19 protein-coding genes, 1 tRNA gene and 1 pseudogene are annotated in these 20,458 nt (G+C 59.7%); 12 read left to right on the top strand and 9 right to left on the bottom strand.

The genetic code is table 11. The features are described 5' to 3' along the window. Nucleotides 1–62: 62 nt before the first annotated feature. Entirely contained in the window at nucleotides 63–629 is a 567-nt protein-coding gene (locus tag PSH94_RS01005; protein WP_305436147.1) for a DUF962 domain-containing protein, read from the top strand. A gap of 53 nt (nucleotides 630–682) precedes the next feature. On the opposite strand, the gene PSH94_RS01000 is transcribed toward PSH94_RS01005, so the two are convergent. From PSH94_RS01000 to dibA, 6 genes are all read right to left on the bottom strand, one after another. Next, nucleotides 683–1,663 carry a sulfate/molybdate ABC transporter ATP-binding protein gene (locus tag PSH94_RS01000; RefSeq protein ID WP_181081452.1) on the bottom strand — a complete coding sequence of 327 codons (981 nt, stop codon included), beginning with the start codon at nucleotides 1,661–1,663 and terminating at the stop codon, nucleotides 683–685. A gap of 3 nt (nucleotides 1,664–1,666) precedes the next feature. After that, on the bottom strand, nucleotides 1,667–2,539 hold the full coding sequence (gene cysW / locus PSH94_RS00995) for a sulfate ABC transporter permease subunit CysW (protein ID WP_181081451.1): 873 nt from the start codon (nucleotides 2,537–2,539) through the stop codon (nucleotides 1,667–1,669). Between the two features lie 13 nt (nucleotides 2,540–2,552). Further along, entirely contained in the window at nucleotides 2,553–3,371 is an 819-nt protein-coding gene (gene cysT / locus PSH94_RS00990) for a sulfate ABC transporter permease subunit CysT (RefSeq protein ID WP_181081450.1), read from the bottom strand. Nucleotides 3,372–3,448: 77 nt separating this feature from the next. Then, a complete protein-coding gene (locus tag PSH94_RS00985; RefSeq protein ID WP_181081449.1) occupies nucleotides 3,449–4,459 on the bottom strand; it encodes a sulfate ABC transporter substrate-binding protein in 1,011 nt (336 codons plus the stop codon). A 65-nt stretch (nucleotides 4,460–4,524) separates the two neighbouring features. Continuing rightward, nucleotides 4,525–4,707, bottom strand: a complete 183-nt coding sequence (gene oscA / locus PSH94_RS00980) for a sulfur starvation response protein OscA (RefSeq protein ID WP_007941032.1) — start codon at nucleotides 4,705–4,707, stop codon at nucleotides 4,525–4,527. Between the two features lie 217 nt (nucleotides 4,708–4,924). Next, nucleotides 4,925–6,838, bottom strand: coding sequence for a phosphodiesterase DibA (gene dibA / locus PSH94_RS00975; protein WP_305436145.1), 1,914 nt, complete (start codon nucleotides 6,836–6,838; stop codon nucleotides 4,925–4,927). Nucleotides 6,839–7,004: 166 nt separating this feature from the next. On the opposite strand from dibA, the gene desA reads away from it, so the two are divergent. Both desA and PSH94_RS00965 read left to right on the top strand, forming a co-directional pair. Then, the gene (gene desA / locus PSH94_RS00970) at nucleotides 7,005–8,189 is read left to right on the top strand and encodes a delta-9 fatty acid desaturase DesA (protein ID WP_305436144.1); all 1,185 of its coding nucleotides are present in this window, start codon (nucleotides 7,005–7,007) and stop codon (nucleotides 8,187–8,189) included. A 188-nt stretch (nucleotides 8,190–8,377) separates the two neighbouring features. Beyond that, nucleotides 8,378–9,391: a sensor domain-containing diguanylate cyclase gene (locus PSH94_RS00965; RefSeq protein WP_181081446.1), complete on the top strand. Its 1,014-nt coding sequence runs from the start codon at nucleotides 8,378–8,380 to the stop codon at nucleotides 9,389–9,391. 82 nt (nucleotides 9,392–9,473) lie between these two features. On the opposite strand, the gene gabT is transcribed toward PSH94_RS00965, so the two are convergent. The 3 genes from gabT to PSH94_RS00950 form a co-directional block, all read right to left on the bottom strand. Continuing rightward, a complete protein-coding gene (gabT, locus tag PSH94_RS00960) occupies nucleotides 9,474–10,751 on the bottom strand; it encodes a 4-aminobutyrate--2-oxoglutarate transaminase (RefSeq protein ID WP_181081445.1) in 1,278 nt (425 codons plus the stop codon). A gap of 182 nt (nucleotides 10,752–10,933) precedes the next feature. Next, nucleotides 10,934–12,376 (bottom strand): NADP-dependent succinate-semialdehyde dehydrogenase, encoded by a 1,443-nt coding sequence (gene gabD / locus PSH94_RS00955; RefSeq protein WP_181081444.1) that lies wholly within the window; start codon nucleotides 12,374–12,376, stop codon nucleotides 10,934–10,936. Nucleotides 12,377–12,598: 222 nt separating this feature from the next. After that, on the bottom strand, nucleotides 12,599–13,423 hold the full coding sequence (locus PSH94_RS00950) for a helix-turn-helix domain-containing protein (RefSeq protein ID WP_253509933.1): 825 nt from the start codon (nucleotides 13,421–13,423) through the stop codon (nucleotides 12,599–12,601). A gap of 127 nt (nucleotides 13,424–13,550) precedes the next feature. Here PSH94_RS00950 and PSH94_RS00945 point away from each other — a divergent pair, with 127 nt between their 5' ends. The 9 genes and pseudogenes from PSH94_RS00945 to PSH94_RS00905 all read left to right on the top strand — a co-directional run bounded on the left by PSH94_RS00945 (nucleotide 13,551) and on the right by PSH94_RS00905 (nucleotide 20,273). Beyond that, the gene (locus PSH94_RS00945; RefSeq protein ID WP_266245389.1) at nucleotides 13,551–13,745 is read left to right on the top strand and encodes a DUF1656 domain-containing protein; all 195 of its coding nucleotides are present in this window, start codon (nucleotides 13,551–13,553) and stop codon (nucleotides 13,743–13,745) included. Between the two features lie 12 nt (nucleotides 13,746–13,757). Then, the gene (locus PSH94_RS00940) at nucleotides 13,758–14,666 is read left to right on the top strand and encodes an HlyD family secretion protein (protein WP_181081441.1); all 909 of its coding nucleotides are present in this window, start codon (nucleotides 13,758–13,760) and stop codon (nucleotides 14,664–14,666) included. Continuing rightward, a pseudogene (locus tag PSH94_RS00935) lies at nucleotides 14,666–16,643 on the top strand (FUSC family protein). Before PSH94_RS00940 ends, PSH94_RS00935 begins: the two are co-directional and overlap by 1 nt. 61 nt (nucleotides 16,644–16,704) lie before the next feature. Next, nucleotides 16,705–16,869, top strand: coding sequence for a hypothetical protein (locus PSH94_RS00930; protein ID WP_266245383.1), 165 nt, complete (start codon nucleotides 16,705–16,707; stop codon nucleotides 16,867–16,869). A 78-nt stretch (nucleotides 16,870–16,947) separates the two neighbouring features. After that, nucleotides 16,948–17,024 (top strand) — tRNA-Arg (locus PSH94_RS00925). Nucleotides 17,025–17,191: 167 nt separating this feature from the next. After that, the gene (locus tag PSH94_RS00920; RefSeq protein ID WP_305436141.1) at nucleotides 17,192–18,427 is read left to right on the top strand and encodes a tyrosine-type recombinase/integrase; all 1,236 of its coding nucleotides are present in this window, start codon (nucleotides 17,192–17,194) and stop codon (nucleotides 18,425–18,427) included. Nucleotides 18,428–18,710: 283 nt separating this feature from the next. Then, the gene (locus tag PSH94_RS00915) at nucleotides 18,711–19,550 is read left to right on the top strand and encodes a hypothetical protein (protein ID WP_305436139.1); all 840 of its coding nucleotides are present in this window, start codon (nucleotides 18,711–18,713) and stop codon (nucleotides 19,548–19,550) included. A 136-nt stretch (nucleotides 19,551–19,686) separates the two neighbouring features. Beyond that, nucleotides 19,687–19,971: an AlpA family transcriptional regulator gene (locus PSH94_RS00910; RefSeq protein ID WP_305437707.1), complete on the top strand. Its 285-nt coding sequence runs from the start codon at nucleotides 19,687–19,689 to the stop codon at nucleotides 19,969–19,971. Next, the gene (locus tag PSH94_RS00905) at nucleotides 19,968–20,273 is read left to right on the top strand and encodes a hypothetical protein (RefSeq protein WP_305436137.1); all 306 of its coding nucleotides are present in this window, start codon (nucleotides 19,968–19,970) and stop codon (nucleotides 20,271–20,273) included. Before PSH94_RS00910 ends, PSH94_RS00905 begins: the two co-directional genes overlap by 4 nt. The last annotated feature ends 185 nt before the right edge of the window (nucleotides 20,274–20,458 follow it).

The following is a 20,458-nucleotide window of genomic DNA, read 5'->3' as shown; positions in this document are numbered from 1 at the left end:
CCAGCCGACAGTCAGGCGTGGTCCGACAGGGCATCATCAAACATCCTACAGGAGGAACAACAATGAAAAGCCTCGTCGACCACCTCAGTCAATACGCCGCCTACCACCGCGACCCGCGCAATATCGCCAGCCATTTTGTCGGCATCCCAATGATTGTGGTTGCCGTGGCCGTTCTGCTGTCGCGCCCGGAATGGACGGTGGGTGGGTTGTGGCTTTCACCGGCGGTGATCGTGGCGCTGTTTTCGGCGTGGTTTTACCTGCGCCTCGAGCTGGCCCTGGGCGTCTTGATGACGGTATTGATGGGCTTGTCGGTGTGGGCCGGGCATGCGTTGGCGGCGCAGAGCACGATGGTGTGGCTCAGCAGTGGGGCGGGGATGTTTGTGGTGGGTTGGGTGATTCAGTTTGTCGGGCATTACTACGAAGGCAAGAAACCGGCGTTTGTGGATGACGTGTCGGGGTTGATTGTGGGGCCGTTGTTTGTGGTGGCGGAGGTGGCGTTTTTGCTGGGGTTGCGGCATGGCTTGAAGCAACAGATCGAAGAGCGCTCGGGGCCAATGGCTCGCCGCGATGATCGTTCCCATGCTCCGCGTGGGAATGCAGCCCAGGACGCTCCGCGTCCCAAAGCGTGACGCAGAGCGTCACAAAAGGCGCTCCCACGCGGAGCGTGGGAACGATCAGGGGCTCAGGTTTTTTGCCAGACCTTGGGCTTGAAGAACAGGGTTTCGCCACGGGCCAAACCGGTCAGGCTGTCGTGGTCTTTCACCACTTCGGCTTCGATCAGTTCGGGCTGGCCCTCCACCTTGAGCGTCACTCGCGTGGTCGCGCCCAGCGGGCGGATATCGCGCACTTCGGCGGCGTGGTGGTCTTCCAGTGCATGGCGCGACAGCGACACTTCATGAGGGCGGAACAGCACGTGCCGGTCTTCGCCCAGGTGCAGGCGATTGGAGTCGCCGAGGAAGTGGTACACAAAATCGCTGGCCGGGTTCTCGTAGACGTCACCCGGTGAGCCGATCTGTTCGATCACGCCCTTGTTCATCACCACGATGCGGTCGGCGACTTCCATGGCCTCTTCCTGATCGTGGGTCACGAAAACCGACGTGAGGTTGATGTCTTCATGCAGGCGCGCCAGCCAGCGGCGCAGTTCTTTACGCACCTTGGCGTCGAGGGCGCCGAAAGGTTCGTCCAGCAGCAGCACCTTGGGTTCCACCGCCAGGGCGCGAGCCAGGGCGATGCGCTGGCGCTGGCCGCCGGAGAGTTGTTCCGGGTAGCGGTCGGACAGCCAGTCCAGTTGCACCATGTTCAGCAGCTCATGGACCTTCGCCGCGATCTGGCTTTCGCTGGGCCGCTGGTTTTTCGGCTTCATGCGCAGGCCGAAGGCGACGTTATCGAACACGGTCATGTGGCGAAACAACGCATAGTGCTGAAACACAAACCCGACGTTGCGATCACGCACGTCGTGGCCCGACACGTCCTCGCCGTGGAACACAATGCTGCCGTCATCGGGTGTTTCCAGGCCGGCGATGATGCGCAGCAACGTGGTCTTGCCGCAGCCGGAAGGGCCGAGCAACGCCACCAGCTCGCCACTCTGGATATCCAGATTGATGCTGTTCAGGGCTTTGAAGGCGTTGAAGTTCTTGCTGACATTACGGACTTCGATCGACATGACTTATTCCTCTGCCGCACTGGCGCGCAGGCGATTGATACGGTTCTCGCTCCACTGCTTGAGCAGCAGGATGAAGAGCGCCAGGATCAGCAACAGACTCGCCACCGCGAACGCGGCAACGTGGTTGTATTCGTTGTAGAGAATCTCGACGTGCAGCGGCAAGGTGTTGGTCACGCCGCGAATGTGGCCGGACACCACCGACACCGCGCCGAACTCCCCCATGGCCCGCGCGGTACACAGCACCACGCCGTAGATCAGGCCCCATTTGATGTTCGGCACGGTCACATGCCAGAACATCTGCCAGCCATTGGCGCCGAGCAGGCGCGCCGCCTCTTCTTCCTGGGTGCCCTGCTCCTGCATCAGCGGGATCAGCTCACGGGCCACGAAGGGCACGGTGACGAAAATCGTCGCCAGCACGATACCCGGCAGGGCGAACACGATCTGGATGTCGTGCGCTTGCAACCACGGCCCGAAAAAGCCCTGGGCGCCGAACATCAGCACATACACCAGGCCGGCGATCACCGGCGACACCGAGAACGGCAGGTCGATCAGCGTCACCAGAATGCTTTTGCCACGGAACGAGTACTTGCTCACGCACCACGCCGCGCTGACGCCGAACACCAGGTTGAGCGGTACCGAAATCAACACGGCGATCACCGTGAGCTTCAGTGCGGACAACGCGTCCGGTTCAAGGATCGCGGTGAAAAACGCGCCGAGGCCGTTCTTCAAGCCCTGGGACACCACGATAAACAGCGGCAACAGCAGAAACAGCGCGAACACCAGCCAGCCGAAGCCGATCAGGATGCGTCGCGACGCGGCACTGCCACGCCGGGCTGCGTTGGCCGAGGACGCAGCGGAAATAGACGATTGGGACATGTTCCGCGCCTCCTTATGGACGTTCGATGCGCCGCTGCAACAAGTTGATCAGCAGCAGCAAAACAAAGGAAACCACCAGCATCAACACGCCAATGGAGGTGGCGCCGCGGTAGTCGTACTGGTCGAGCTTGACCATGATCAGCAGCGGCAGGATCTCGGTTTTCATCGGCATGTTACCGGCGATGAAAATCACCGAACCGTACTCACCCACGCCTCGGGCGAACGCCAGGGCGAAACCGGTCAGCCAGGCCGGCAGCAGCGCCGGCACGAGGATGTAGCGGAACACCTGCAACGGCTTGGCACCCAGGCAGGCGGCGGCTTCTTCGACTTCGCGCGGGATATCGGCCAATACCGGCTGCACCGTGCGTACCACGAACGGCAGGGTCACGAAGGTCAACGCCAGGGTGATGCCCAGCGGCGTGTAGGCGATCTTGAAACCCAGGTCGGCGGCGAACTGGCCGACCAGGCCGGTCGGTGTGTACAGCGCGGTCAGCGCAATACCGGCCACGGCGGTGGGCAGGGCGAACGGCAGGTCGATCATCGCGTCGATGATCTTGCGTCCGGGGAAGGTGTAACGCACCAGCACCCAGGCCAGCAGCGTGCCGATCACACCGTTGATCAGCGCGGCGTACAGCGCGGTGCTGAAGCTCAGCTTCAAGGCCGCCAGCACGCGCGGTGCGGAAATGATGTTCCAGAACTGATCCCAGGTGAGTTGAGCGGCGTGAACGAACATCGCCGCGAGGGGGATGAGCACGATCAGGCTGAGGTACACCACGGTGTAGCCCAGCGTCAGCCCGAAGCCGGGTATGACGGGGGAGATACGACGCGACATAAGAGTCCTTGGTTAGCGTAACTGACACACAAAACCCGCAGCTGAATGCGGGCTCTGTGGGCGGGTTGTTGCTTGGCTTACTGCGCCGTGTAGATCTGGTCGAACACGCCACCGTCGTTAAAGAATTTCGGTTGGGCAGTTTTCCAGCCGCCGAAGTCTTTGTCGATAGTCACCAGGTCCAGTTTCGGGAACTGCCGGGCGTATTTGGCGGCAACCTTTTCATCGCGTGGGCGGTAGAAGTTTTTCGCCGCAATCTCCTGGCCGGCCGGGCTGTACAGGTGCTTGAGGTATTCGGTGGCGATTTCGGTGTTGCCCTTTTTCTCGGCGTTCTTGTCGACCACCGCCACCGGTGGCTCGGCAAGGATCGACAGCGACGGTACGACGATATCGAACTTGTCTTTGCCGCCGTCTTCCTTGAGCGCCAGGAACGCCTCGTTTTCCCAGGCGAGCAATACGTCACCCTGACCGTTATTGACGAAGGTGATGGTCGAACCGCGCGCACCGGTGTCCAGCACCGGTACGTGCTTGAACAGTTCCTTCACGTATTCCTGGGCCTTGGCTTCGCTGCCCCCAGCCTTGAGGCCATAAGCCCAGGCGGCGAGGAAGTTCCAGCGCGCACCGCCTGAGGTTTTCGGATTCGGCGTGATCACCGACACGTCTTGCTTGATCAGGTCGCCCCAGTCCTTGATGCCTTTGGGGTTGCCCTTGCGCACCAGGAACACGATGGTCGAGGTGTACGGAGTGCTGGCGTCCGGCAGCCGGGTCTGCCAGTTTTCCGGGAGGGTCTTGCCCAGCTTGGCGATTTCGTCGATGTCGCCGGCCAGGGCCAGGGTCACCACGTCGGCGCGCAGGCCGTCGATCACCGCACGGCCTTGCTTGCCCGAGCCACCGTGGGATTGCTGGATCTTGACGGTGTCGCCGGGGTGGGCCTGTTTCCAGAAGCTGGTGAATTCCGCGTTGTAGTCCTGGTACAGCTCACGGGTCGGATCGTACGAGACGTTGAGCAACTCGTAGTCCTTGGCAACCGCAGAACCGGCAAACACGGCGCTGGCCAGGGCGGCCAGGGCATAACGGCGAATCGACGACATAGAAGCTCCTGAAATTCTGGGGTGTTGGCTTTTTCTTATAATTGCGGGTCTATCGCCGTCAGCGCTTAGCTCGGTTTATTACCGGGGTTTTGCAGACGGAATTTTTCCTTGCGCTCGATCTGCACTACCTGGGCGTTATGCACGGTGATTTCCACCGCGCCAAAACGCAGATCGCGCAGGGCGCTCTGGATCTCACGCAAGATGGTTGCTTCGTCCTGGCCGTCGACGCTACGTAGAGATGCGCTCATGGTCTCGCTCCTGAAATGAATAGTGCCTGGCAGTGGCGGCACTGCTTGCGGCGTGAGAGCGATAGTAGATAAGCGCGGATATTCTTAAAAATACTATTTAAGAATGTTTATATAACCAGAAAGAATTTTCTGACAGGACGTGGGGTTAGTCATGGAAGCAGCCCGGCGAAGACCTGAATGGGGGAGCAGACAAGCCCCGCCCCCATCGGGAATGCATTCAAGTGTGGAGGTTGGGCGCGCGGTCCCAATCGATCTCATGGGCTGGCATCGGCCTGCCGAACCAATACCCCTGGCCCAGATCGCAACCCTGCTCCAACAGAAACCGCGCCTGCTCCACCTGTTCGATGCCCTCTGCGTGCACCTGCATGCCCATGCTTTTAGCCAGGGCGATGACCACACGCACAATTGCTACGTCGTCTTCGTCATAGGGCAGGCCGGCGACGAAGCCTTGATCGATCTTGAGTTTCTGCACCGGCAGCCGTTTGAGACGCAGCAACGACGAATAACCGGTGCCAAAATCGTCGATGGCCAGGCGCAGGCCGAGTTCGCGCAGGCGGTGCAGTTGCTCAAGGGCCACTTCGGGATCGTCCATCACCGCGCTTTCGGTGACTTCCAATTCCAGATAGGCCGGCTCCAGGCCCGTGTCATGCAGCACCTGAGCGACCTGCTCGTAGAGTTCGCGCCGTGCAAACAGGCGGCTGGAGACGTTGACCGCGATAAAACTCAGCGCGGCGCCCTCGGCCAGCCACTGGCACATTTGGCGACAGGCCTGGTGCATGACCCAGGCGTCGATCTCGGCAATCAGGCCGGTGCGCTCGGCGACCGGGATAAATTCGACGGGAGGCACCAGGCCACGCTCCGGGTGCTGCCAGCGCACCAACGCTTCGACGCCGATGAGGCGGCTGTCGGTGAGGTCGTGCACCGGTTGGTAATACACGCGCAATTCCTGCCGTTCGAGGGCACGGCGCAGTTCGCTGGCGATTTCCACCCGATTCTGCGCATGGGCGGTGAGTTCTTCGGTGTACAGCGCGTAGCTTTCACGGCCGACGCTCTTGGCCTTGAACAAGGCTGAATCGGCATTACGCAGCAGTTGTTCGGCGCTCAGGGCGTCGTTGGGGAACAGGCTGATGCCAATGCTGGCGCTGATAAACAGCTGATGGCCATCGAAGATGAACGGTTGTTTCATCGCATCGAGCATGCGTTGGGCCAGTGCCGCGGCCTGCACCACCTGTGGACAACTTTCGGCCAGCACCGCGAACTCGTCACCCCCCAGGCGCGCCAGGGTCATGCCTGGGCCGAACAGGCTCTGCAGCCGCTCCCCCACCAGCTTGAGCAACTGATCGCCGACATTGTGCCCGAGGCTGTCGTTGATGATTTTGAAATGGTCCAGGTCCAGCAACAGCAAGGCGCAGCCACGCTTGTGCAGCTGCGCCGAGGTCAGCGCCTGCTCGGTACGGTCGGTGAACAGCAGCCGGTTAGGCAGGTCGGTCAGCGGGTCGTGATGGGCGAGCCGGGCCAGCTCATGCTCGGAATGCTTGATGGCGGTGATATCGGAAAACACCGCCACGTAGTGACTGACGCGGCCATCGTCATCGTGAATCACCCGAATGGTTTGCCACTGTGGATAAATTTCCCCGCTTCTGCGCCGATTCCAGATTTCACCGCTCCATTCGCCGGTACGCGCCAGGGTCTGGAACATCTGTTGGTAAAAAAGCGACGAATGGCGCCCGGATTTGAACAGGCTGGGCGCCTGGCCCATGACCTCGTCGCGCCCATAGCCTGTGATCTCCATGAAAGCCCGGTTCACATGCACGATCAGACCTTGAGCGTCCGTGACCAGTACCCCTTCGCGAGTGCAATCGAACACCGCCGCTGCCTGGCGCAGGCGCTCGCGGTTCTCTTTAACGGGCTGTTGCTGCAGGTTGGCGCGAACGAAACGCACGCACAACAGGCCAATCACCAAGGCGGTCAACGCCACCCACACATAGCCGCGCGCCTGCATCCAACGGCTGATATCGCTCGGATCATCGAGAAACTCGATAAATGCCCGTTGTGTTAGCCCGATCCAGGCGATCGAAACCAGCAGGTATACCAGCCCAACACGTAGGGCACTTCGGTATGAAAGCAGCATAGGTTTAGTAATCCTTACCAAAAAAACAGAATCGCCCTACAAAGGCTGCGGATTATAGAATAAGAAACATCCAGTCACTTCTATCTGAAAGGCCGGCTGGTTTTCTCTGTAGGCTTAGTGATAATGCGTGAGCTGTTCTTTTCTTTATCTGAGGGCCATACAGCCTATGTGGTACAACGGTTTTCTTGACTTGTCAGCCTGGCAACTGGTGGCAGTCACTCTGTTGATGACCCACGTGACCATTATTGCGGTCACCGTCTATCTGCACCGCTATTCCGCCCATCGCTCTCTGGAGCTCAATGCCGGTCTCAAACACTTCTTCCGTCTCTGGCTGTGGATGACCACGGCGCAGAACACCCGCGAGTGGACTGCCATCCACCGTAAGCACCATGCCAAATGCGAAACCGTCGACGACCCGCACAGCCCGGTCATCAAGGGGCTTTCCACAGTGATGCGCAAAGGCGCCGAACTGTACCGCGCCGAGGCGGAAAACCCCGAGACGCTGCGCATCTACGGCAAGAACTGCCCCGACGACTGGCTCGAGCGCAAAATCTATACGCCCTACCCGCTGCTGGGCGTGGCGATCATGGGCGTGATCGACCTGCTGCTGTTCGGCACCATCGGCATCACCATCTGGGCAATCCAGATGATGTGGATTCCGTTCTGGGCCGCCGGCGTGATCAACGGCCTGGGCCATGCCGTGGGCTACCGCAACTTCGAATGCCGTGACGCGGCCACCAACCTGGTGCCGTGGGGCATCATCGTCGGCGGCGAAGAACTGCACAACAATCACCACACCTACCCCAACTCCGCCAAGCTGTCGGTGAAGAAATGGGAGTTCGACCTGGGCTGGGCGTGGATCAAGGTGTTCAGCTTCCTGCGCCTGGCCAAGGTGCAGCGCGTGGCGCCGATTGCCCATCGCGTCGAGGGCAAGGGCCACCTGGACATGGACACCGCCATGGCGATCCTCAATAACCGTTTCCAGATCATGGCCCAGTACCGCAAGTTGGTGATCGGCCCGCTGGTCAAGCAGGAGCTGGAAAAAGTCGATCACTCGGTGCGCCACCAGTTCCATCGCGCCAAGCGCCTGCTGTCGCGGGAAACCAGCCTGCTGGATGACCGTCATCACCTGCGTATCCAGAGCATGCTGGAGCATAGCCAGGCGCTCAAGGTGATCTACGAGAAGCGCCTGGCGCTGCAGCAGATCTGGGTCAAGACCAGCGCCAACGGTCATGACATGCTGGCGGCAATCAAGGAATGGGTACACGAAGCCGAGGCCAGCGGTATCCAATCCCTGCGTGATTTTGCACACCAATTGAAGACCTATTCGTTGCGCCCTACAGCCGCGTAACCTCGCTGCGGGAGGGCCTTCCCTCCCGCGCGACCTGTTTTTGGCGTCATTTACCGGGCGCCGCCATTCGACACCGTTGACGGAACTTCACCGCAATTAGCCTCTCTCAAAGAACACTTCGCCATCATGGTGGCCCCTTGTTGTGACCGCTGCTCCACCTTGCGGCGCGCCCAGAGAGAGATGTGCCGATGGTTCAAGAAAAGCCCCACTTACCCGACCCGCCCGCAGTTGAACAACCGCGTCCGGCCGCGGCTTCGACCCTGCTGGCGCTGGTGCATGCCCAGGGTGAGGTCGAGCGGCTGAGTGAGCGCGAGCAACTGCTAAGCTCGCTGCTGGTGAGCGTGAATGCCGTGCTCTGGGCCGTGGAGTGGGAGACTCGCCGCGTGCTGTACGTCAGCCCGGCCTACGAACGAGTATTCGGCCGCCCCGCCAGCCTGCTGCTCGCCGATCACCGCGAATGGCGCAACAGCATTCACCCCGAAGACCTCGATTACGCCGAACACAGCATGGCCCGCGTGCTGGACCAGGGCGCCGTGGAAGACCGCGAGTACCGCATCATCACTGCCGAGGGCAAGATTCGCTGGCTGAGCGACAAGTGCTACATCAACCAGCAGGTCGAGCCCGGCGAGCCGGTAATCGTGGTAGGCATGGCCGAGGACATCACTGAAAAAAAGCAGATGGAGCTGGAGCTGCACCGTCTGGCTACCACCGACGTGCTGACCCAGAGCAGCAACCGCCGGCACTTCTTCGAGTGCGCCAACCAAGCCTTCGACACCGCCAGCGTGCAAGGCGCGCCGCTGGCCTTTCTGTTGCTGGACATTGATGATTTCAAGGACATCAACGACACCTACGGCCACCTTGAAGGCGACCAGGTGTTGCGGCGTATCGCTGAAAGCGGCCGAGGAGTACTGCGCCGTGGTGATCTGTTCGGGCGCATCGGCGGTGAAGAATTTGCCGCCGTACTGCCCGGTTGCGCGCCGGAGATGGCACTGCAGGTGGCAGAGCGCCTGGGCAAGGAGATCCAAGCGCTGAATTTCAGCTACGAAGGCCAGGCGTTTGGCGTGACGGTCAGCCAAGGCCTGGCCAATCTCAGTGAGGAAGATTCAACCCTGGACAACCTGTTCGCCCGCGCCGACGCGGCCATGTACGAAGCCAAGCGCCAAGGCAAGAACCGAATTATCGTCGCCACCGCCGACTGCTAGCGCGCCCGACGCCGGGCTGCGAAGCAGCCCCACGGCGCGCACAAAAAAACCGCCGAGGCGGTTTTTTTGTGCGCGGTGGTTATCAGAGTTCGGAGAAGCACTCTTCGATAATCGCCAAGCCTTTGTCCAACTGCTCGTCCGGCGAGGTCAGCGGTACCAGCACGCGCAGTACGTTACCGTACGTGCCGCAGGACAGCAGGATCAGGCCCTTGTCGCGCGCTTTGGCCACCACGGCGGCTACGGCGGCGGCGTTCGGCTTGTGGCTGTCGCCGTCTTCGAACAGCTCGACTGCGATCATCGCGCCCAGTGCCCGCACTTCGCCGATAACCGGGTACTTGGCCTGGATGGCTTTCAGACCAGACACCAGGCGCTCGCCGACGGCTTTGCAGCGGTCCAGCAGGTGCTCTTCTTCAAATACTTCCATTACGGCCAGTGCCGCGGCGCAGGCGATCGGGCTACCGGCGTAGGTGCCGCCCAGGCCACCTGGGGCGATGGCGTCCATGTACTCGGCCTTGCCACATACACCGGCCAACGGGAAGCCGCCGGCAATGGATTTGGCGAAGGTGGTCAGGTCGGCGGCCACACCCATCTGTTCCATGGCGAAGAACGTACCAGTACGGCCGGCGCCGGTTTGCACTTCGTCGGCAATCAGCAGGATGCCGTGCTTGTCGCACAGTTCGCGCAGGCGCTGCATGAAGGCTTTCGGCGCAACGTAGAAACCGCCTTCACCCTGCACCGGCTCGATGATGATCGCGGCGATATCGCGCGGTTCGGCATCGTTCTTGAAGATGCGTTCGATGCTGGCGATCGAATCGTCGATGCTCACACCGTGCAGTTCGTTCGGGTACAGCGCGCGGAAGATACCGCCGGGCATCAGGCCCATGCCGGCCGAGTAAGGCACGACCTTACCGGTCAGGCCCAGGGTCATCATGGTACGGCCGTGGTAGGCACCGGTGAACGCGATCACGCCGGCACGGCCCGTGGCGGCGCGGGCGATTTTCACGGCGTTTTCCACGGCTTCGGAACCGGTGGTGACCAGCAGGGTTTTCTTGGCGAAATCACCTGGGACCTTGGCGTTGATTTTTTCGCACAGCTCCACGTAAGGCTCGTAGGCCAGGACCTGGAAGCAGGTGTGGGTCAGCTTGTTCAGCTGTTCGGTCACGGCGGCGATGATTTTGGGATGCACGTGGCCGGTGTTCAGCACGGCGATGCCGCCGGCGAAGTCGATGAACTCGCGACCTTCAACGTCGGTCACGGTGGCGTTTTTCGCCGATTCGGCGAAGATCGGGTGAATCTGGCCAACCCCGCGCGGTACAGCGGCTTCGCGGCGTTTCATCAGGGATGCGTTGGTCTTGCTCATAAAGTCCTCATTCGCCACTCATCGGGTGGCGTGGTCCAAGGAATACGTGGCGGGGAGGCAACTACGGCAGCATGCGATGATCGACTGCCACAGCTTTCCCGGCCACTACGAATAACGATGTGAAACACGCAAAGGGTCAGCGCTCTCGTGCCCTCTGCGTTTACTGCAATCTCTTGCAGGGCTTAGATGCCCAGGCAGAGGTATTTGATTTCCAGGTAATCCTCGATCCCGTACTTGGACCCTTCACGGCCCAGGCCCGAGGCCTTGATGCCGCCGAACGGCGCCACTTCATTGGAGATCAACCCGGTGTTGACGCCGACCATGCCGTATTCCAGGGCTTCGGCCACGCGAAACACACGGCCCAGGTCGCGGGCGTAGAAGTAGGAAGCCAGGCCGAACTCGGTGTCGTTGGACATGGCGATCACTTCGGCTTCGTCTTTGAAGCGGAACAGCGGCGCCAGCGGGCCGAAGGTTTCTTCCTTGGCCACGGCAGCGTCTTTGGGCACGTCGACCAGGATCGTCGGTTCAAAGAAGTTACCTTCCATGACCTTGCCACCGGCCAGCAGCCTGGCGCCTTTGCTCAGGGCATCGGCGATGTGTTCCTGCACCTTGGCCACGGCTTTTTCGTCGATCAGCGGGCCGGTGGTGGTGCCTTCCTCCAGACCGTTGCCGATCTTGAGCTTGGCCACCGCCACCTTGAGTTTTTCGGCGAACGCGTCGTACACCGAATCCTGGATGTACAGGCGGTTAGCGCAGACGCAGGTCTGGCCGTTGTTGCGGTACTTGGAGATGATCGCGCCTTCGACGGCCTTATCCAGGTCAGCGTCGTCGAACACGATGAACGGCGCGTTGCCGCCCAGTTCCAGGGACACTTTCTTGATGTCCTTGGCGCATTCGGCCATCAATTGGCGACCGATTTCGGTCGAACCGGTGAAGGACAACTTGCGCACGATCGGGTTGCTGGTCAGCTCACCGCCGATGTCGCCGGCGCTGCCGGTGACCACGCTCAGCACGCCTTTGGGGATACCGGCACGGTGCGCCAGCTCAACCAGGGCCAGGGCCGAGAATGGGGTTTGCGACGCTGGCTTGATGACCATGGTGCAGCCGGCGGCCAGGGCCGGGCCGGCTTTACGGGTGATCATCGCGGCCGGGAAGTTCCACGGGGTAATGGCGGCGGTTACGCCGATCGGCTGCTTGATTACGATCAGGCGCTTGTCGGGCTGGTGGCCGGGGATCACGTCACCGTAGATGCGCTTGGCTTCTTCGGCGAACCACTCGATAAAGGACGCGGCGTAGACGATTTCGCCCTTGGCTTCGGCCAGCGGCTTGCCTTGTTCGAGGGTCATCAGGCGACCGAGGTCTTCCTGGTTTTCGATCAGCAGTTCGAACCAACGGCGCAGCTTGTTGGCGCGCTCCTTGGCGGTCAGTGCACGCCAGGCCGGCAGCGCCTTGTCGGCGGCTTCGATGGCACGGCGGGTTTCCGCGGCGCCCATCTTTGGCACGGTGCCAAGAATCTCACCGGTGGCCGGGTTGTTGACCTTGATGGTCTGGCCGTTGTCCGCATCGACCCAAGCGCCATCGATAAAGGCTTGCTGGCGGAACAACTGGGCATCTTTAAGCTGCATGTCGGGTTTCCTTAACAGCACCGCGCGCACGCGGAGCGAATTAGAGTTGTTGAAAGGCGCCTTGTGGGCTGCCGTCAGGGAAATCAGCCCCTGCGCGCGAGTGAAGCGAAAAAGCGCACGGGAGACAGAGCGTTTGAAATCTCAAACGAATCCTAGGATCAATGGGGGTACAGGGCAATAGGATGTTCGAAAAAAAGAACGAAAACGGCGAATTCGCCGACGTTATCTGACCAGCGTAGGCACTGCCGCAGGCTTGGCCATGCCCGTACTGCGCACGTAACGTGCCGGCGATGCCCCCAGGGTTTTTCGGAACATACTGATAAAAGAGCTCACCGACTCATAACCCAGTATTTCGGCCGTGCGCTGCACGGATTCCCCTTCCGCCAGACTCTGCAACGCCACAATCAACTGCCATTGCCTGCGCCACTGGCCAAAGGTCAGGCCCGTTTCGCTTTTCACCAGTCGCGCCAACGAACGCTCGCTCATGGCGACCTCACGCGCCCAATCGCCGATGGTCGAGCGGTTCGAAGGGTCTTGTGCCAGCGCCCTGGCGATAGCACGCAATGGGGCAGCCGCCGGAAGGGGCAAATACAGCTGCTCGCAACGCGCCATTTCCAGTTGTTCGAGCAATACGCCGGTCAAGCGTGCCGTGGGTGAGTCAGGCGGGTACGCCGGGTCCTGCTCACTGAGATGAAAGATCAGTTCGAGAATCAACGGCGACAGCACCAACGTGCAGCATTGCTTCGGAAGCACAGCCACCTCCGGCTCAACCAGCAGAAAACACACTTGCCCATTCGCTGTGACCCGGTTGCTGTGCGCAACGCCAGCGGGGATCCACACGCCGAATCCCGACGGCACCATCCACACCCCATCTTCCACGGTACACACGATGCCGCCGCGACACGCCACGACCAACTGGCCCTTGCGGTGCTTATGGACGGGAAACTCCTTGTCGTTCTGCTGTGTCGTGAGCATCAGCGCCACGGCGGGCTGACAAAGGTCGTCCAGTTCGAACTGCTCCTGTGACTGGCGCTGAACGTCCTGCATTGGCATCTCTCACATTGGCTGGATTTGATTATTAATTGGCAGTGTAGTCGATATCGGCACATCAGGTTGTTGCGTAGCATTCTCATCAAGTACCGCCCGCGCCCTGCGGGCCTATCGATATCCGGTGATGAAGATGCTGAGTGAACTGTCCATTGCGAATCTCTACATCCCTCCGTTGCTGGCCTATCTGGTCGCGTCGGCACTGGCCTACCAAGCGTTGAAACATTGGGTCGGTGGTCCCTTGGCGTGGACCTGGCATCCCAGCCTGTCGCGCTTTTTTGTGCTGCTGATCATTTTGGCCACGCTGTTTCTGACGGTTTAAGTGAGGCCGCCCATGTCTGTCGTCAAATACCTGAAGACCTGCGCGACCCTGGCTTTGGGCCTTGTCGCCCTGGCCTTGTGCATGCAGCTGTGGCGTGCCTACGTGCTGGCGCCCTGGACCCGCGATGGGCGAGTCAGCGCTCAAGTTATCCGCATAGCCCCGGAGGTGTCCGGCCAAGTCGAACATCTGGCGGTGGCTGATAATCAATGGGTGTCCAGAGGCGATCTGCTCTACCGCATCGACCAGCGCGACTATTTGCTGGCCCAGCGCCAACGGGCGGCGGAGCTGGCCGAAGCGCAAAGTGTGTTTGAGCAACGCAACGAACAATTCAAACGTCGCACTCGCCTAGGTGACGCCATTGCCCGTGAGGAAATCGACAACGCCGCCCGCGTACTGAATGTCGCCAAGGCTCGCCTCGATGCCGCACAGGGCCAATTGGCCAGGGCCCGGCTGGATCTGGACCGCACCACGATACGTTCTCCGGTGGACGGCTATGTGACTCAACTTCGTTTGCAGCCGGGCGATTACGCGGCACAAGGCGAGACCAATATCTTCGTGGTCGATAGCCACAGCTTCTGGGTCACCGGCTACTTCGAAGAAACCAAGCTTTCGCGTATCCGCAAAGGCGCCCCTGCGTCGATCAAGCTGATGGGGTTCACGCCATTACTCCAGGGGCATGTCGCCAGCATCGGGCGCGGGATCGCAGACGGCAATGAGCTGCGCAGCGACAGCGGATTACCTCAAGTCAGCCCGACGTTCAGCTGGATACGCCTTGCCCAGCGCGTACCTGTACGCATCGAACTGGATAACGTGCCGACAGAGGTCGAACTGGCCGCCGGGATGACCGCGAGCGTTGAAATTGTCGAGGCAACGTCGGCATCGCATTGGCGGTTCATAAGCTGGCTTCAGGAGTACATGTAATGGTGGGGCATCTGCGGCGCGTGCTCGACTCACTGCCTTTACCCTGGACGGCCGATACGTTCGCTTATGTGTGGCGCAGCATCGGCGCGGCGACACTTGCGCTCTGGCTGGGTTTTGAGCTGCAACTGGATTCGCCGTTTTCGGCTGCGTCCACCGTGCTCCTGCTGGTGCATCCGGTGCAAGGGGCGGTGGTCGGCAAGGGTTTCAACCGCATGGTTGGAACCCTTATCGGCATCACTGCGGCATTTATCCTGCTGGGCATGTTCGCCCAGCAGATGCTGCTCTTCATTCTGGGTGTCGGCCTGTGGCTTGGCTTATGTGTGGCGGCAATGACGGTGCTGCGCCATTACCAGTCAACGGCGGCGGTCGTCGCCGGCTACACCGTGTGCCTGGCGTTGGGCCCCGCCATTGTCGCCCCCGAACAAGGCTTCGATCACATCGTGACCCGAGGCACCGCCGTGGTGGTCGGTGTATTCAGCCTCAGCCTTATCGCCACGCTGGGCAGTCGTAAAAACCATTGATCGCAAGCTGCTGGACACGCTTGTCGACGTGTCTGCCCGCGCTGCACGTCAACTGTCTGATCGATTCGCGGGCGAGGACACGCCTGAGCTGGTCTCACGACGCGCGCAGCTCTCGATGGACATCGGGCGAGTGGATGATCTTCTCGGCATCGGCTGGGGTGAGTCCGTGCTTATCCGGACGCGTCTGCCGGTTATTCAAACCGGCCTCGCCCAGCTGCAATCGGCGGTTATGGACAGGCGCCTGGACGATCGCGATGCTGCGGGGCATTGGTTGAACCGGATCAGTACCCCGCTCTGGCACCTGGGCCAGGCGTTGACCGACCGAACCCTCGATTTCACCGCGGCGGCGGATCGGGTGAAACAACTCATCAACGTGCTTGTAAGCGCAGGATCGGTTGACGACCTTTCAGCAGAGTCTGCCCGCGCGCCGTTACAGGTGGAGCGTCTGCGTGAACAGCTGGCGGACCTGCACGACGCCCTGTGCAGCTTCTCCAGCCTTGAACGCAACACTCAAGCGCGCCACGCCGTGGCCGGGTTTCATCGCAACTATCAGGACGCCATACGCAACGGTATCCGAGCCTTGGGCGCCACCCTGGTCGCCGGCGCCGTGTGGTACCTGAGCGCCTGGAATCAAGGCCCCACCCTGCTGGCGGTGCTGGGGCCCTGCTGCACCCTGTCGGCTGCAGGGCCCGACCCGGTTCAAGGCGTCATCGGCTTCATTAAAGGGACCCTTTACGCCACGTTGGCCGCAGTGGTGTGCAAATTCTTACTGATGCCGTCGATCAATGGCTTTCCACTGCTCGCAGTGATGCTGGCGGTGTTCTGGTCATTCGGCATTCATGCCACCACCCGACCTCGACAGGCCCTCACCGGGATTGCCTACCTGATTGCGTTCAACACGCTGGTCAGCACCGGCACGACCGCTCATTACGACTTCGCCGAATTCATCAACCAAGTGCTCGCCTGGTTCGTCGCGATGGGTATCTGTCTGCTGGCGTTCAACGTCGTTCCCAAAAAGCCCCAGCACACTGTGCAGGCACTTAAACAGTCGCTGCTTACCGCCACGCGCCGGCTTCTGCGTCGAGGAGCAACGCTCAATCATCGCAAGTGGCAAGCGCAACAGCAGCACCGCATCGTCTCCTTGAAAAGCCTGTTGGGCGCCGACCGTCAGGGTGACTGCGAGGCTGGCTATTTATCGCTCCAACTCAGCCGTGAACTCGCACGACTCCAACACCACACACGTCGCCTGCCCCCCGGCTCGCCAATTGCTCGCTGCGCGGCCACGGCCACCAGAAGGCTGGCCCAGTCGGCTGACCACACCGCCATCAGCGCCGCTCAAGCACGCAGAGCAGCCAAGTCCATGCAGCGCCTGGGCGCCGAGCAGTGGGCAGCACGTTACCGAGACCTGGCCTGGTTGCTGGAGCAATACGAAAACGCAACCAGGCCCAACACCTGAAGGTCGGCCGCCTTCGCGGTGTTGCCGACTCCTGATTCCCACTCACGAAGGTACTTGCAGAATGAACACGTTATTCAAGTGGATCGCGCTCGCTTCAATCATCACCCTGCCGGTGTTTGCCCACGCGGAAGGCGGCGCTGATGCTTTGACGCGCTGGCATGAGCAAAACAAGACGACTCTGCCAAAAGACCACAAACACCAGCACAGCCACCTGCCGCAGACGTAAGACCCTGCCCTGATTTGCCCCTTCACCGCCCTGCAACTGGACGCCCCCCGGCCAGATGAGTATCATGGCGCCCGCATCGCATCCGTAGCTCAGCTGGATAGAGTACTGCCCTCCGAAGGCAGGGGTCGTGGGTTCGAATCCCGCCGGGTGCACCATATAGCAGTCTCGGGCTGTCTCAGACAGTCTACGAAATACCCCAAGAAGCCCGCCTTGTGCGGGCTTTCTTGTTTCTGGCTATCCGTCCCTGTCTACCCCTATAACTTCCCGCCGTGTATGCCCACGTGTATGCTTTTAGATTCCTATAACTGGAGGCATACAGGAAGTGAAGCGCACTGAAATCAAACGTCGCCCTTTAGCAGACACCACGCTTGCAGGCCTGGAGCCTGAGCAAACAACGTATCGGGAGCAGGACGGGAATGGCCTGTACTTCCGAGTGAAACCTAACGGGCAGAAATCATGGGAGCTGCGCTACAAAAAGCCAGACGGAAAATGGTCTTGGCTGGGTCTCGGCGGCTACCCGGAAATCAGTGGCTCATTGGCGAGACAGAAAGCAGCTCAACTGCGTGAAGACGCATCGACCGGCAAAAATCCATTGGTGAGCAAGCAGGCTCGGAAGGTTGCAGACCAGGTTGCTGCCAACAACACCTTTGAAGCGTTAGGGCGCGAGTGGTTTGAGGCCAGACGCACAAGCTGGGAATCAGGTACGTCTCGACGGGTACTTGGCGCACTTGAGCTTCATGTGTTCCCCGTCTTCGGAAAACGCGTATACACAGAAATATTGCCCCTGGAATGGATGGAGTTTCTACGCGGCATGGAGCAGAAGGGGATCATTGAACAAATGGGCCGAGTTCGTGCCTTTTGCAAAGAGATCTATGACCTGGCCCGCGTAACAGGACGAGCCGTCCACAACCCCCTTGAAGGTCTCAGCAAATTCCTGCAATCACGTAGCGCTGAAAACTATGCACACGTTTCGATTGAAGAACTGCCTGCGCTACTTCGAGCGATCAACTCCTACCCTCACGCGAAGGACGTTCGTATAGGGCTTCGCTTGCTTTCCTTATTAGCATCGCGCCCGAGCGAAATCCGAGAAGCACGCTGGTCAGAAATCGATCTCTCCAAAAAGCTATGGACGATCCCAGCCGAGCGAATGAAACGTCGTCGCGAACATGTGGTGCCTCTCTCTCGGCAGGCAATCGAAGCGCTCACTGAGTTACGAACACTTACAGGTGCGTACCCTCTCCTATTTCCAGGCAGGAAAGACAGGACCATCCCCCGTAGCAACACCGTCTTTCTAATGGCGCTCCGCAGACTAGGATATGCCGGTCGGCAAACAGGCCACGGCTTTCGTCACATCGCGAGCACCATACTCAATGAGCAGGGTTTCGATGAGAATCACATTGAGGCCCAGCTCTCTCACGCAAAGGAAGGAATAGCAGGGGTGTACAACAAAGCGGTTTACCTGCCTCAGCGCAGAGTGATGATGCAGTGGTACGCCGATCATCTTGATTCGCTAGTAAGTGGAAATGTCGTGAAGGGGCAATTTGGAAAGGCAGTATGAGAGCATATACCCACCCCCCCGCTAAAACCGGTGTAACGGGTGTTACTCGTGTAACGCCCATCGCCAAACGCCCGGTTTCATTGGCTTTCACGTACGTTACACAGTTGAGCAGCTTAGCGTTCATCCGATGTAACACTGCTCGTGCGTGTAACGCCAAAAATCAGAGCATGGCTGCTGCGGGCAGGCGTTCTTGCACCTCTGCCTACAAAGCGGCTTTCGCTGGTTGCCCCTTTGAATCCAGGGCGTGGGACTCTCCGTTACACGGTACCGATTACACTTCGCGATGACTGATCACCAACCCATCTTGCACTTGGCGTTAAGCCGGGGCCTGCTCAGTTATCTCTCCGAGCAACCGCTCTATGACCTTTGCCGTGAGCAGGTCGCTGACGCCTGCCGCTTGATCGACCAATGCTGTCTGCGCATTCATGGCTACGAGATCAATAAAGATCTCGCCAGCATGTGCATTCAGACGAAGATCCATGAGGAGACGATTTTTCAATACGCCTCCACCGATACCAAAGCACGCCTCGCGCATTGGGTCCGCATGTACAGCAATTGCTACCCGGCGTCAGAGCGCGATGCTCACGCGTGCTACATCATGGCTTGTGCAGTAAAAGCGCTGGAGCCGTTAGCCAACTGGATGCAGGTAGCCGATCAAAAGGCTTGGTCTCACGTTACAAAACCTCCTGCTGACTTGCCGTGGGACCTCTACTGTGAGCTCGTAGAGATTCAAGTCGATCCGGATGAGCGCATTCAGACACTTGATGATTACGCCTTCTATCTTGAACCCATCACATCCCTACCCTGCCTTGCCGACGATGAACTAAGACCCATTGCCGACCGAGCGATTAAGAATGCCATCCGAAAAAAAGGCGGCATCATCAGCGGCATGCACCGTAACGAGGAGATAAGCGTTCGAGACGCCGCGATAGTTAAACAGGGTCGTCACTACCGCGCAGCCGGGATGTCCAAACGTAACGTCGCGACGAAGGTGCATGCTTGGCTACAGCGTGAGATCGCCAAACCTCCAAAACAACGGCATGAGTGGATTGCACTTGAGACCGAAAGAACCCTAACTCGTAAAAGCGTTGAGGCCATTCTCAAACGCAACTTGGTGCTGTAGCTAAAATTTCAATTGATTTCAATTGGAAGTGAACTGCTCACCGAAGCCCTATCTCTAGACCATTGCTCTCGCCAGTCCAAACCAATCGAGAGCAATACCAGTGACAAAGAACATCACCCGCCCGGCCGCTCCAATCATCCCAAATTTTGCCAGCCCCTTCGACTCCACCTCCGCAGTACCAGACTTAGCAACTCCATTTGACCCCGCCACCACCCTCATCCGAATGCCGCGTCTTGAGATCGTTACAGGATTCAAGCGCTCGACGATCTACAAGCTTATGCAGTGTCCCGATAGTGGTTTCCCACAGCCGGTCAAATTGAGCAACAGCACCGCGCGCGGTGCACCGGTTGCCTGGGTCCTTTCCGAAGTTCAAAGCTGGGTTAAAAGCCGTATCGAAGCACGCGACCGGTTGGCAGCATGAAAAATCGAGTCGCTAATAGAGCCATTTTGCAGCCCTTTTCTGTACTCAGAACAGTCGGATTTACACCTCGATGGATGCAACGCTTCGAACGCTATCGCAAAGAGCAAAAACTCCTGAACCGGGACGTGATGGTGATGCGATGGGCAGACGGCATCTGGTGCGCACTATCAGTTCCCTGCCAAGCCCCCCAAGCAATCATCGTCGACGAAGGCCAACAAATCGACGCCTACGAGGATGCACGCACCTGCCTAGATAGCGACTTCTTGCCCTTTGTTTCCCTGAGCTGGGAAGTCCATGCCTGAAATGAAAACGCCCCCGGCGGCAACCGGAGGCGTTGAGGTAAATCTACATGCCTAATCAATTTATGCCGCATCAAAAAATTCCGCAAGCTATCAGCACGGTTGCGCTTTCAAAAAACGGACGTTACTCTTCGGTCGTCGCTGCAAATTCAGCGACCGGGCGTAGGAACCCGAGAACTAGTAGGCGC

Origin of the sequence: Pseudomonas sp. FP2254, from assembly GCF_030687695.1 — a bacterium.
In the GTDB taxonomy this organism is placed as follows: domain Bacteria; phylum Pseudomonadota; class Gammaproteobacteria; order Pseudomonadales; family Pseudomonadaceae; genus Aquipseudomonas; species Aquipseudomonas quebecensis.
This window is presented reverse-complemented; position numbering and strand designations above follow the sequence as displayed.